General features: G+C 73.0%; 13 protein-coding genes. 7 read left to right on the plus strand and 6 right to left on the minus strand.

Annotated features, from left to right (window positions below; genetic code table 11):
* Positions 1-92, minus strand: a 92-nt coding sequence (locus tag ACFWJX_RS28265; RefSeq protein ID WP_308427085.1) for a biotin carboxylase N-terminal domain-containing protein, incomplete at its 3' end; no start/stop codon positions are given.
* A gap of 372 nt (positions 93-464) precedes the next feature.
* On the opposite strand from ACFWJX_RS28265, the gene ACFWJX_RS28270 reads away from it, so the two are divergent.
* Entirely contained in the window at positions 465-944 is a 480-nt protein-coding gene (locus ACFWJX_RS28270) for a hypothetical protein (RefSeq protein ID WP_383248640.1), read from the plus strand.
* On the opposite strand, the gene ACFWJX_RS28275 is transcribed toward ACFWJX_RS28270, so the two are convergent.
* Positions 913-1,533, minus strand: a complete 621-nt coding sequence (locus tag ACFWJX_RS28275) for a Maf family protein (RefSeq protein ID WP_383248642.1) — start codon at positions 1,531-1,533, stop codon at positions 913-915. The genes ACFWJX_RS28270 and ACFWJX_RS28275 overlap by 32 nt on opposite strands.
* Before the next feature lie 70 nt (positions 1,534-1,603).
* Positions 1,604-1,732, minus strand: coding sequence for a morphogenic membrane protein MmpB (gene mmpB, locus ACFWJX_RS28280; protein ID WP_383248644.1), 129 nt, complete (start codon positions 1,730-1,732; stop codon positions 1,604-1,606).
* A 121-nt stretch (positions 1,733-1,853) separates the two neighbouring features.
* Here mmpB and ACFWJX_RS28285 point away from each other — a divergent pair, with 121 nt between their 5' ends.
* The gene (locus ACFWJX_RS28285) at positions 1,854-2,984 is read left to right on the plus strand and encodes an SGNH/GDSL hydrolase family protein (protein ID WP_383248646.1); all 1,131 of its coding nucleotides are present in this window, start codon (positions 1,854-1,856) and stop codon (positions 2,982-2,984) included.
* 16 nt (positions 2,985-3,000) lie between these two features.
* On the opposite strand, the gene ACFWJX_RS28290 is transcribed toward ACFWJX_RS28285, so the two are convergent.
* Both ACFWJX_RS28290 and ACFWJX_RS28295 read right to left on the minus strand, forming a co-directional pair.
* Complete coding sequence (locus ACFWJX_RS28290) at positions 3,001-3,207, minus strand: acyl-CoA carboxylase epsilon subunit (protein ID WP_073499413.1); 207 nt, start codon at positions 3,205-3,207, stop codon at positions 3,001-3,003.
* A gap of 9 nt (positions 3,208-3,216) precedes the next feature.
* Complete coding sequence (locus tag ACFWJX_RS28295) at positions 3,217-4,809, minus strand: acyl-CoA carboxylase subunit beta (RefSeq protein ID WP_383248649.1); 1,593 nt, start codon at positions 4,807-4,809, stop codon at positions 3,217-3,219.
* Between the two features lie 110 nt (positions 4,810-4,919).
* Between ACFWJX_RS28295 and ACFWJX_RS28300 the strand changes: the two genes are divergently transcribed.
* Together ACFWJX_RS28300 and ACFWJX_RS28305 are read left to right on the plus strand one after the other, a co-directional pair.
* Complete coding sequence (locus tag ACFWJX_RS28300) at positions 4,920-5,792, plus strand: biotin--[acetyl-CoA-carboxylase] ligase (RefSeq protein WP_383248651.1); 873 nt, start codon at positions 4,920-4,922, stop codon at positions 5,790-5,792.
* Between the two features lie 238 nt (positions 5,793-6,030).
* Positions 6,031-7,164 carry an adenylate/guanylate cyclase domain-containing protein gene (locus tag ACFWJX_RS28305; RefSeq protein ID WP_383248653.1) on the plus strand — a complete coding sequence of 378 codons (1,134 nt, stop codon included), beginning with the start codon at positions 6,031-6,033 and terminating at the stop codon, positions 7,162-7,164.
* 11 nt (positions 7,165-7,175) lie between these two features.
* On the opposite strand, the gene ACFWJX_RS28310 is transcribed toward ACFWJX_RS28305, so the two are convergent.
* Complete coding sequence (locus ACFWJX_RS28310) at positions 7,176-7,811, minus strand: hypothetical protein (protein WP_383248655.1); 636 nt, start codon at positions 7,809-7,811, stop codon at positions 7,176-7,178.
* Positions 7,812-8,025: 214 nt separating this feature from the next.
* Here ACFWJX_RS28310 and ACFWJX_RS28315 point away from each other — a divergent pair, with 214 nt between their 5' ends.
* From ACFWJX_RS28315 to hutH, 3 genes are all read left to right on the plus strand, one after another.
* Positions 8,026-8,826: an enoyl-CoA hydratase/isomerase family protein gene (locus tag ACFWJX_RS28315; RefSeq protein WP_383248657.1), complete on the plus strand. Its 801-nt coding sequence runs from the start codon at positions 8,026-8,028 to the stop codon at positions 8,824-8,826.
* Between the two features lie 145 nt (positions 8,827-8,971).
* On the plus strand, positions 8,972-10,114 hold the full coding sequence (locus ACFWJX_RS28320; RefSeq protein WP_383248659.1) for a diguanylate cyclase domain-containing protein: 1,143 nt from the start codon (positions 8,972-8,974) through the stop codon (positions 10,112-10,114).
* A 125-nt stretch (positions 10,115-10,239) separates the two neighbouring features.
* Positions 10,240-11,778 carry a histidine ammonia-lyase gene (hutH, locus tag ACFWJX_RS28325; RefSeq protein WP_383248996.1) on the plus strand — a complete coding sequence of 513 codons (1,539 nt, stop codon included), beginning with the start codon at positions 10,240-10,242 and terminating at the stop codon, positions 11,776-11,778.
* Positions 11,779-11,852 lie beyond the last annotated feature (74 nt).

Raw genomic sequence — 11,852 nt, forward strand, 5'->3', positions numbered from 1 at the left:
TACACGGCGACGCTTGCGATACCGGCATCCCGGCAGGCACGGGCCACGCGGACTGCGATTTCGCCACGGTTGGCGATGAGCACCTTGCGCACGATTGAGGCTCCCTCCTTGAAACAAGCCGAGTTTAGGGACTGCCGACACGACTCATCGACCCGTCCCCAAAGGTGACCTTGCCCACACGCAGCGTGATGCCAGGCTCACTCGACCGTGAAATCCCTTGTAGTACCGCCGTACGCAGCACTCCTCCTCGAAACCCTAGCCCTCTACTGTGGCCAAGGTCTCTGTGAGCACGTGCTGCGCCCCACTCCGTTTCTTTGTGGAGTCCCTACGAATGGCCCAATGATTCTTTGCCGTCGGCAGAACCCTTGTGGCCGGGTTTACCCGTTAGTAGCGTGCGTGTCGTCTCGAACGTACTTGGGGTAACAGCGGTCCTGTGCGGGCCGGGTCGAAAGTGGGTGGGACCGGTGGTGCGTAGACCGGTGGCAGTGGTCGTGGCGGCCGTGCTCGTCGTCGAGGCGCTCGGCGTCGCGGCGCTGAACTGGTTCCTCGGCATCGTCGTCGACCGTCAGGACATGTCCCTCGCGGGTCTGGACCCGGACATGATGTCGACGTCGTCGAAGATCGGCGGGATCGTCTTCGGTCTCTACTTCGCCTTCTGCGGGCTGGTCGCCGTGCTGGTGGCGGTCCGCGACCGGCCGCCGGCCGGCTTCGGCCGCATCCTGCTGATCAGCGCCGCGGTGGTGCACGCCCTGCTGGGCGCCGTCGCGTGGGGGCTGGTGGGCTGGCACGCGTTCCTGTTCATGGTCGTCGTGCTCGCGCTCATCGTGCTGCTGCTCATGACGTACGACCGCCTGGAGGGGCCCGCCGCCGAACCCCGGGACGCGGGGCCGCAGGGCGAGGGGCCCGTCCCGGTCAGTGGTCCGCCGGCGCCCACAACTCCGTGATGCCCACGCCCAGTCCGGCCAGCAGTCGGCGAACGAGCGGCAGGCTGATGCCGATCACGTTGCCGTGGTCGCCGTCGATGCCGTCGATGAACGGCGCCGAGCGGCCGTCCAGGGTGAACGCCCCGGCGACGTAGAGGGGTTCGCCGGAGGCGACGTACGCGGCGACCTCCTCGTCGGTGGGCTCGCCGAAGCGGACGACGGTGGAGGCGACGGCGGAGGTGTAGCGGCCGGTGGCCGTGTCGTAGACGCAGTGCCCGGTCTGGAGCGTGCCCGCGCGGCCGCGCATGGACTTCCAGCGGGCGGTGGCCTCCTCGGCGTCCGCGGGCTTGCCGAGGGCCGCTCCGTCCAGGTCCAGGACCGAGTCGCAGCCGATCACCAGGGCGCCCCGGACCTCGGGCTTCGCGGCCACGACGGAGGCCTTGGCCTCGGCGAGGGCCAGTGCCAGTTCGGCGGGGGTGGGGGCGGTCACGGCGTCCTCGTCGACCCCGCTGACGATCACCTCGGGATCGAGCCCGGCCTGCCGCAGCAGGCCCAGCCGGGCGGGGGACTGGGAGGCGAGCACGAGACGGCGGCGCGGCTGATCGGTCATGCGGTCAGCGTATCGGCGCGCCGCGCCGCGTTCATCCGGGTCACCTCGGGTCCCTCTGGCTCGCCCCGGTTCACCGCACACCGATGACGATCATCGCGACCACCATGGCCAGCGCCATGAGGAGCCCGAGCCGCCGCAACATCTCCTGCGTGTCGCGCAGTTCTTCGGGCGGCTCGTTCTCGGGGTCGGACCACAACATGCGATCCAGCCTGCGGCGAGGCGGTGACGGGCGCCTGAGTACGCATACTCAACTTCTCTAAACGGGACTGTGGTTTCATTAGTGGTGTTCCGCTGCGCCCGGCCGACGAGAGGACACGCCCGTGTTCACCACCGCTTGGACCGCCCCGCCCCAGCTGCCCAGCGAGGGCTTCACCCCCAACTGGTCCCGTGAGGGCTTCTGGCGCCAGTCCGTGCGTCAGGTCGTCCGGCTCACCGCGGGCGGCGACCGGGTGCGGATACGGCTGTCGAACGCCTACGGCACCTCCCCGGTCCGTCTCGCCGCCGCCACGGTGGCCCGCACGGCCGCGGGCGCCGCCGTCGAGGCGGACTCCGTCACCCGCCTCACCTTCGGCGGCTCCGGGCATACGGCGATCCCGGCCCGCGGTCACCTGATCAGCGACCCGGCCCCCCTCGCCGTGGCACCCGGACAGGCGCTGACGGTGACCCTGTACTTCGACGCCGTCACCGGCCCCGCCACCTTTCACGCGCAGGCCTTCACGACCAGCTACCGCGGCGAGGGCGACCTGTCGCCGGACGTGGGCGGGGCGGGCTTCGACGCGCGGAGCGAGTCCTGGTACTTCCTCACCGCCGTCGAGACCGACGCGGGCCGCGCGGACGGCATCGCCCTCCTCGGCGACTCCGTCACCGACGGCTTCGGCTCGACCCCCGGCGCCGACCGGCGCTGGTCCGACCAACTGGCCCGGCGCACCGGACGCCCCGTCCTCAACGCCGGGATCGGCGGGAACCTGCTGCTCAACGACTCCGCCTGGTACGGCGAGAAGGCCCTGCACCGGCTGCGCCGCGACGTGCTGGAGCAGCCGGGCGTGGACACCCTCGTCGTGCTCCTCGGCCTCAACGACATCGGCTTCAGCGAGACCGACGAGCAGCCGACGTACCAGCCCGCACCCGTCCTGGAGGCGGACGAACTGATCGGCGGGCACCGCGAGTTGGTACGGCAGGCGCGCGGGCGGGGCCTCCGGGCGATCGGGGCGACCCTGCTGCCGTTCGGGGGCTCGGACCACTGGGGCGAGCACGCCGCCAAGGTGAGTCACGAGGTGGACGAGTGGGTGCGCCGCTCCGGCGAGTACGACGCGGTGGTGGACCTGCGCCGGGCGCTGGCCGATCCGGCGGACCCGGACCGGCTGCACCCCGCGTACGACTCCGGCGACCACCTGCACCCCGACGACGCGGGGTACGCGGTGATGGCCGAAGCCGTGGCCGCCCGTCTGTGACGGGCGGCAGGCCGGACTAGCTCGGCCAGTACGTGCGGCTCCAGGTGGCCGGGCCCGGTCGGGGCAGCCGGCGGGCGGCGATGCGGGAGGGGTCCGACCAGGAGTCCCTGGCACCCTGCGCGCCGGACGGCTCGGCTGTCGCCGCCGCGGCGCGGGCGCGGACCACCGCGAGTGCGGCGGCCAGCTCCTCCGGGGTCGGATTGCCCCGTACGACCTTGATCACAGCGGCTCCTTACAGGGGGATGTTGCCGTGCTTCTTCGGGGGCAGGGATTCCCGCTTGGTGCGCAGTTGACGCAGTCCGCGCACGATGTGGCGGCGGGTGTCCGAGGGCATGATCACGGCGTCGACGTAACCGCGTTCGGCGGCGATGTAGGGGTTGAGGAGCGCGTCCTCGTACTCGCGGATCAGCCGGGCGCGGGTCGCTTCGAGGTCGCCGTTCGTCTCCGCCTCGGCGATGGTGCGGCGGTGCAGGATGTTGACCGCGCCCTGCGCGCCCATCACGGCGATCTGGGCGGTGGGCCAGGCCAGGTTGAGGTCGGCGCCCAGGTGCTTGGAGCCCATGACGTCGTAGGCGCCGCCGAAGGCCTTGCGGGTGATGACCGTGATCAGCGGGACGGTGGCCTCGGCGTAGGCGTAGATCAGTTTGGCGCCGCGGCGGATGATGCCGTCGTGTTCCTGGTCGACGCCGGGCAGGAAGCCGGGGACGTCCACGAAGGTGATGACGGGTACGTTGAAGGCGTCGCAGGTCCGCACGAACCGGGCGGCCTTCTCGGAGGCCTTGATGTCCAGGCAGCCCGCGAACTGCATGGGCTGGTTGGCGACGATGCCGACCGGTTGGCCCTCCACCCGGCCGAAGCCGGTCACGATGTTCGGCGCGAACAGCGGCTGCGTCTCGAAGAACTCGGCGTCGTCCAGGACGTGTTCGATCACCGTGTGCATGTCGTAGGGCTGGTTGGCGCTGTCCGGGACGAGCGTGTCCAGTTCCAGGTCCTCGTCGGTGACGGTGAGGTCCGCCTCCTCGGGGAACGCCGGCGCCTCGGAGAGGTTGTTCGAGGGCAGGTAGGACAGCAGCTGCTTGACGTACTCGATGGCGTCCTTCTCGTCGCCCGCCATGTGGTGGGCCACGCCGGAGACGGAGTTGTGGGTGCGTGCGCCGCCCAGCTCCTCGAAGCCGACGTCCTCGCCGGTGACCGTCTTGATGACGTCCGGGCCGGTGATGAACATGTGCGAGGTCTGGTCGACCATGACGGTGAAGTCGGTGATCGCGGGGGAGTAGACCGCGCCGCCCGCACAGGGCCCGACGACCAGGCTGATCTGCGGGATGACACCGGACGCGTGGGTGTTGCGGCGGAAGATCTCGCCGTACGCCCCCAGGGAGGCCACGCCCTCCTGGATGCGGGCGCCGCCGGAGTCGTTGATGCCGATGACCGGGCAGCCGGTCTTCAGCGCGAAGTCCATCACCTTGACGATCTTCTGGCCGTAGACCTCGCCCAGCGCGCCGCCGAAGACGGTGAAGTCCTGGGAGAACACGGCGACGGGGCGGCCGTCGACGGTTCCGTATCCGGTCACGACGCCGTCGCCGTAGGGGCGGTTCTGCTCGAGGCCGAAGTTGGTGGAGCGGTGGCGGGTGAACTCGTCCAGCTCGACGAAGGAACCCTCGTCGAGGAGGAGTTCGATGCGCTCACGGGCCGTCAGTTTGCCCTTGGCGTGCTGCTTCTCGACGGCGCGTGCGGAGCCGGCGTGCGTCGCCTCCGTGACGCGGCGCTGGAGATCCGCGAGCTTTCCCGCGGTCGTGTGGATGTCGATCTCTTCCGACTCGGACATCGGGATGCGGCTCCCTGCCTGCTCAAAGGGGGGGACGGTTACTCATCCGTACAGTAGTGGCGGGTCTACCGATCGGCAGTGCGGCGTTTACCACACCTAGGGTGGCTTGCATGACGCCGCGAGATGCAGCAGGAAACCCCGGAGACAGCAGCCGGTGGTCCGATCTGGACCGTCCGCCCCTCAACGCCGTCGCGCTGCGGCGGGGGCTCGTCCGGGAGGGCGGGCTGTGGACGGGCGTCGACATCGTGCCCCGTACCGGGTCCACGAACTCCGACCTCGTCGCGCTCGCCGCCGCCGGGAAGGCCGACGAGGGTACCGTCCTGGTGGCGGAGGAGCAGACCTCCGGACGGGGGCGGCTCGACCGGCGGTGGACGGCGCCCCCGCGGTCCGGGCTCTTCTTCTCCGTGCTGCTGCGCCCGGCCGAGGTGCCCGTGGCGCGGTGGGGGTGGCTGCCCCTGCTGACCGGCGTCGCGGTCGCGACCGGCCTGTCCCGGTCCGCGGGCGTCGATACGGCGCTGAAGTGGCCCAACGACCTGCTGGTGACCGTCGGCGGCGAGGAACGCAAGGCTGGCGGGATCCTGGCGGAGCGGGCCGGGGCGGACGGGGTCGTGGTCGGCGTCGGCATCAACGTCACCCTGCGGGCCGAGGAGCTGCCCGTGCCGCAGGCGGGGTCGCTGCTGCTGGCCGGGTCGGTGAGCACCGACCGGGATCCGCTGCTGCGGGGGGTGCTGCGGTCGCTGGAGGAGTGGTACGGGCGGTGGCGGGAGGCCGGTGGGGATCCGTCCGTGTCCGGGCTTCAGGAGGCGTACGCGGCGGGGTGCGCGACGCTGGGGCGGACCGTTCGGGCGGAGTTGCCGGGGGATCGGTCGGTGGTCGGCGAGGCGGTGGCGGTGGACGGGGACGGACGGCTGGTCCTCGCCACGGAGGAGGGGGTACGGGAGCCGGTGGGCGCGGGCGACATCGTGCACCTGCGCCCGGCGTGAACGGCCTCGACCCCAAAATCGCCGGACGGGTCGGCTGCAGCCGACCGAGTCGGGTGACGGGTGGGCACAGGCCGGGGTCCGGGGGCGGGACCCCCGGACGACCGTGGCACCAGCGCCGGGTGACGTACCCCCACCGGGACGTCACCCCCGCTTCCCCGACGGAGTGAGCTGGCGCACACCTGCCGTAGAGTTGAGGCCGGTCGAAACCTGACCGCGATAGATCGGAAGGGCAGCAGGCGTGACCGTCGACGACACGGGCTCCGACGAGGGCGCGGACGGCCGGGTTGACGTGCCGGCCACCGACCCCGGTGGCGACCCCCTCGCCCTGCGCCTCGAGCAGCTCATCCTCGGCGCCGAGCGTCGCTACACCCCGTTCCAGGCGGCCCGCAGCGCCGGCGTCTCCATGGAGCTGGCCTCCCGCTTCTGGCGGGCCATGGGCTTCGCCGACATCGGGCAGGCCAGGGCCCTCACCGAGGCCGACGTACTGGCCCTGCGCCGCCTCGCCGGTCTCGTCGAGGCGGGGCTGCTCAGCGAGGCCATGGCGGTCCAGGTCGCGCGGTCCACGGGGCAGACCACCGCCCGGTTGGCCGAGTGGCAGATCGATTCCTTCCTGGAGGGGCTGACGGAACCGCCCGAGCCGGGGATGACCCGCACCGAGGTGACGTATCCGATCGTCGAGCTGCTGCTGCCCGAGCTGGAGGAGTTCCTCGTCTACGTGTGGCGCAGGCAGCTCGCCGCCTCGGCGGGCCGGGTCGTGCAGGCCGCGGACGACGAGGAGATGGTCGACCGGCGGCTCGCGGTCTGCTTCGCCGACCTCGTCGGGTTCACGCGGCTGACCCGCCGTATGGAGGAGGAGGAACTCGGCGAGCTGGTCGAGGCCTTCGAGACCACCGCGGCCGACCTGGTCGCGGCCCGCGGCGGGCGTCTGATCAAGACCCTCGGCGACGAGGTGCTGTACGCCGCCGACGACGCCGGCACCGCCGCCGAGATCGCGCTGCTGCTCGTCGAGACGATGAGCGACGACGCGACGATGCCCGAGCTGCGCGTCGGCATGGCCTTCGGCACGGTGACCACCCGGATGGGCGATGTCTTCGGCACGACGGTCAACCTGGCCTCCCGGCTGACGTCCATAGCGCCTCGGGACGCCGTGCTCGTCGACAGTGCCTTCGCCGAGGAGCTGATCCGCACCGGTGACGCGCCCGCCTCGGAGGCGGAGGCCGCCGAGGCCGCGGCCGCCGCCGAGAAGGAGGGCGAGGAGCCGCCCGTCTACCGGTTCGCGCTCCAGCCGATGTGGCAGCGGCCCGTGCGGGGGCTCGGCGTCGTCGAGCCCTGGCTGCTCACCCGGCGGCACGCCGGCGGCGACGGCGAGTAGCTCCCGCCCGCTCAGTCCGCCGGACCGGCCAGTGGGTCCACGCAGAGTCCGACGATCGGCAGGCAGAGCCCGGGACGGCTCGTCGGCCCCGAAGTGGGCGCGACGGTGCCCGGTCCGGGCGCCGGGGTCGCCGTCGGCCCGGGAGGCTGCGGAGCCCTGCTCCGGGAGGAGGGTGTGGCCGCCGGCGTGCGCGTCCCCTCGTCGGCCGGTGGCCTCGTGCGCGGGGCGTACGGGCCGCTGGGCGTGCGGACCGCGGAGGTCGGCGAGGTGCTGGGGACCGTGCCGGAGCCGGCCGTGCTGCCGCCGCCGCCCATCGGGGCCGGGGCGGTGGACGTCGGCTCGGGCGTCCAGGACACCGTGGCGGCCGCGTCGCTCGCGTGCCCGGTGTCCGTCTCCGGCTGGGTGTCCGCGGTGGGCTGGAGCCGGGGTCCGGCCTCGGCCGTGTCCACGCCCGAGTCGGAGGCCGGCCGCAGCAGACTCAGCGCGCTCACCGTCAGGGCGAACCCGCCCGCGGCGAACAGCGCCTTCCGGGGCCGGGGCCGGCGATGCCGCCCCCGCGCGCGGGACGACGACCCGAGGCGGACGTCCACCTCCTCGCGGCCCGCTTCAGCGCTTCCGGTCCGGCTGCTCACCGGTGTGGTCGTCATCGCGTTCCCTCCCCGATGTCGTCGCGCCCCCTCTGCGCCGTGGCGGACGCACGTTATGCGCTCCCTTGGGCGGTGCGGGTGGAGTCGGGCGGGATGTCACTCGAACGGGTGGGCGGAGGTCGAGCGGGATGCGGGCGGCTCTTTTCCCGGCGGGGCGCGGCTGCGATGATCGGGTGAGCCAGGTTTGTTAACCCGCGTTAACCCGGAGGGTGTCATGAGTGAGGAACGGTTCGGGGAGTTCGTGCTGGTGCGGCGGCACGGGGACGGGCATGTCGCGGAGCTGGCCCTCGACCGGCCCAAGGCCATGAACGCCGTCTCGACGGAGATGGCCCGGTCCATCGGGGCCGCCTGTACGGCGCTGGGCGAGGACCGGGACGTACGCGTGGTGGTGCTCACCTCGACGCACGAGCGGGCCTTCTGCGTCGGGGCCGACCTCAAGGAGCGCAACTCGCTGTCCGACGCCGAACTGGTGCGGCAGCGGCCGGTCGCGCGGGGGGCGTACACCGGTGTGCTGGAGCTGCCGGTGCCGACGGTCGCGGCGGTGCACGGGTTCGCGCTGGGCGGCGGTTTCGAGCTGGCGCTGGCCTGCGATGTGATCGTGGCGGACCGTACGGCCGTGGTGGGGCTGCCCGAGGTGTCGGTGGGGGTGATCCCGGGCGGCGGCGGGACGCAGCTGCTGCCCCGCCGGGTGGGCGCGGCGCGCGCGGCCGAGCTGATCTTCTCCGCGCGGCGGGTCGAGGCCGCGGAGGCGCGGGAGCTGGGCCTGGTGGACGTGCTGGTGGACGAGGGGCGGGACCGGGAGGAGGCGCTGGCGCTGGGGGAGCGGATCGGGGCGAACTCGCCGGTGGGGCTGCGCGCGGCCAAGCGGGCTCTGCGGCTGGGTCAGGGGCTGGATCTGCGGGCCGGTCTGGAGGTGGAGGACGCGGCCTGGCGGGCGGTGGCCTTCTCGGGGGACCGGGCGGAGGGCGTCGCGGCCTTCAACGAGAAGCGGAAGCCGCAGTGGCCGGGTGAGTGAAATCGGGTCTCCGGGCGGGGCGTCACTCAAGGCCATCGCTCAAGGCCATCAATCCGGGTTGTCGCTCCGGGGCATCGCTCCAGGTCGTCACTCCAAGTGCTACCCAGGAGTCCCCTTTGTAGCGAAATGTCCCTAGCCTGGGGAGATGGGTGAGGACAGACGCCTCGTGGCCGTGGTGGCGCTGGCGCAGGGCATGGCGGCGGCGCGCACGCCCCGCGAGTCGTGGCGGGCGGCGGCTCTCGGCGCCTGCCGCGCGCTGGCCGGCGGGTTCGCCGCGCTGTCGGTCTGGGAGCGGGACCTCGGGCGGCTGCGCGTCCTCGTGAACGTGGGGGACCGGGCGCCGGACGAGGACGAGTTCCCGGAGGACGAGGCCTATCCGGTGCACCAGTTCCCGGAGATCACCGAGTTCCTGCACGAGCGCTGGGTGGCGGGCGGCGAGCCCGACGCCTGGGTGGAGACGGCCCAGGGGCCGGCCGCCGGCCGCCCCGGCTACTGCCACCAGCGGGTCGCCGCCCTGCGCCGGCGCGGGCGCGGCTCCTGTGTGGTCGCGCCGATCGTGATGCACGGCCGGGCCTGGGGCGAGCTGTATGTGGCCCGCTCCTCCGGCACTCCCGTCTTCGACCGCGGCGACGCCGACTTCGCGACCGTCCTGGCGGCCGTCGTCGCGGCCGGGCTCGCGCAGACCGAGCGACTGGAGGAGGCCCGCCGGCTCGCCTTCACGGACGCCCTCACCGGCCTGGCCAACCGCCGCGCCGTCGACGTACGCCTGGAGGAGGCGGTGGAGCGGCACCGTACGCACGGGGACGTGGTGAGTCTCGTCGTGTGCGATCTGAACGGGCTCAAGCGGGTGAACGACACCTGCGGGCATGCCGTGGGCGACCGGCTGCTGGAGCGGTTCGGGTCGGTGCTGTCGCTGTGCGGGGCGATGTTGCCCGGCGCGCTGGCCGCCCGGCTCGGCGGGGACGAGTTCTGTCTGCTCGCCGTCGGGCCGTCCGCCGACGCCGTGGTCAAGGTCGCCGGTGAACTCTGCCGCCGGGCCGCCGAGTTGGAATTGGGTGAGGGGGTGGCCTGTGGGGTCGCCTCCACCGAGGACCCCATCGGGCCGGTGGGCTCGGCCCGCCGCCTCTTCCGGCTCGCGGACGCGGCCCAGTACCGTGCCAAGGCCGTACGGGCCGCCCGGCCGGTCGTCGCGGGGCGGGAGGGGCCCGACGATCCGGTGGTCCGGCTCGCCGACGAGCCGCCGCGCGGGCCGGCCGGGGAGCGGCGGCGCTTCCGCGGGAGGCACTGAGCGGCTGCGCATCGGATGTGACGTACGCGGCTGTGACGTATCGGCTGTGACGTATCGGTAAGGGGCGAACCCCGCCCCCACTGGTGACATCGTCGTCTTCACTACGTACGATCCTGAATATGGATATGCACACTGTGGTGGTGGGGACGTCCGGGGTGACCGCGTCCGACGTGCTCGCCGTGGCGCGCGACGGCGCCCGGGTCGAGCTTTCCGGTGAGGCGGTGGCGGCCCTCGCCGCGGCACGCGAGATCGTCGAAGCACTGGCGGCCAAGCCGGAGCCCGTCTACGGCGTCTCCACCGGGTTCGGCGCGCTCGCCACCCGGCACATCAGCCCGGAACTGCGCGCCCAGCTCCAGCGCAACATCGTCCGCTCGCACGCCGCCGGCATGGGGCCGCACGTCGAGCGGGAGGTCGTCCGCGCCCTGATGTTCCTGCGCCTGAAGACCGTCTGCTCCGGGCGCACCGGCGTCCGGCCCGAGGTCGCGCAGACCATGGCCGACGTCCTCAACGCCGGCATCACCCCGGTCGTCCACGAGTACGGCTCCCTCGGCTGCTCGGGCGACCTCGCCCCGCTCTCCCACTGCGCCCTCACCCTCATGGGCGAAGGGGACGCCGAGGGCCCGGACGGGGTCGTACGGCCCGCCGGCGAACTGCTCGCCGAGCACGGCATCGCCCCCGTCGAACTGCGCGAGAAGGAGGGTCTGGCCCTCCTCAACGGCACCGACGGCATGCTCGGCATGCTGGTCATGGCCCTCGCCGACCTGGACCGCCTCTACAAGTCCGCCGACGTCACGGCCGCCCTGTCGCTGGAGGCCCTCCTCGGCACCGCCAAGGTCCTCGCGCCCGAGCTGCACGCCATCCGCCCGCACCCGGGCCAGGGCGACTCCGCCGCCAACATGCTGGCCGTGCTGGCCGGTTCGGAGCTGACCGGGCACCACCAGGACGACGCGCCGCGCGTCCAGGACGCCTACTCGGTGCGCTGCGCCCCGCAGGTCGCCGGCGCCGGCCGGGACACCATGGCCCACGCCCGCCTCGTCGCCGAACGCGAACTGGCCTCCGCCGTCGACAACCCCGTCGTGCTGCCCGACGGACGCGTCGAGTCCAACGGCAACTTCCACGGCGCCCCGGTGGCCTACGTCCTCGACTTCCTCGCCATCGCCGTCGCCGACCTCGCGTCGATCGCCGAGCGCCGCACCGACCGGCTGCTGGACAAGAACCGCAGCCACGGCCTGCCGCCGTTCCTCGCCGACGACGCCGGCGTCGACTCGGGCCTGATGATCGCCCAGTACACGCAGGCCGCGCTGGTCAGCGAGCTGAAGCGGCTCGCCGTACCGGCCTCCGCCGACTCCATCCCGTCCTCCGCGATGCAGGAGGACCACGTCTCCATGGGCTGGTCCGCGGCCCGCAAGCTCCGCACCGCCGTCGACAACCTCACGCGCGTCATCGCCGTCGAGCTGTACGCCGCCACCCGCGCCGTCGAGCTGCGCGAGGGACTCACGCCGGCGCCCGCGACCCGCGCGGTCCTGGAGGCCGTACGGCAGGCGGGTGTCGAGGGTCCTGGACCGGACCGCTTCCTCGCGCCCGACCTGGCCGCGGCCGACGCGTTCGTGCGCGACGGACGGCTCATCGCGGCCGTGGAGACGGTGACGGGGCCGCTCCGCTAGGACACGGTCCGACAGGACATGGCGAGGGGCCCAGGCCCCCGGCCGGGGTGGGCGGTGTGGAGGCCCCCCCCGGG

It is taken from the genome of Streptomyces sp. NPDC058335, assembly GCF_042723915.1.
Lineage (GTDB): Bacteria > Actinomycetota > Actinomycetes > Streptomycetales > Streptomycetaceae > Streptomyces.

Excerpts from the sequence above, each read along its gene's own strand:
- ACFWJX_RS28275 (WP_383248642.1), bottom strand. The coding sequence starts at position 1,533 with ATGACCGATCAGCCGCGCCGCCGTCTCGTGCTCGCCTCCCAGTCCCCC.
- mmpB (WP_383248644.1), bottom strand. The coding sequence starts at position 1,732 with ATGTTGTGGTCCGACCCCGAGAACGAGCCGCCCGAAGAACTGCGCGAC.
- ACFWJX_RS28295 (WP_383248649.1), bottom strand. The coding sequence starts at position 4,809 with ATGTCCGAGTCGGAAGAGATCGACATCCACACGACCGCGGGAAAGCTC.
- ACFWJX_RS28300 (WP_383248651.1), top strand. The coding sequence starts at position 4,920 with ATGACGCCGCGAGATGCAGCAGGAAACCCCGGAGACAGCAGCCGGTGG.
- ACFWJX_RS28310 (WP_383248655.1), bottom strand. The coding sequence starts at position 7,811 with ATGACGACCACACCGGTGAGCAGCCGGACCGGAAGCGCTGAAGCGGGC.
- ACFWJX_RS28315 (WP_383248657.1), top strand. The coding sequence starts at position 8,026 with ATGAGTGAGGAACGGTTCGGGGAGTTCGTGCTGGTGCGGCGGCACGGG.
- ACFWJX_RS28320 (WP_383248659.1), top strand. The coding sequence starts at position 8,972 with ATGGGTGAGGACAGACGCCTCGTGGCCGTGGTGGCGCTGGCGCAGGGC.
- hutH (WP_383248996.1), top strand. The coding sequence starts at position 10,240 with ATGCACACTGTGGTGGTGGGGACGTCCGGGGTGACCGCGTCCGACGTG.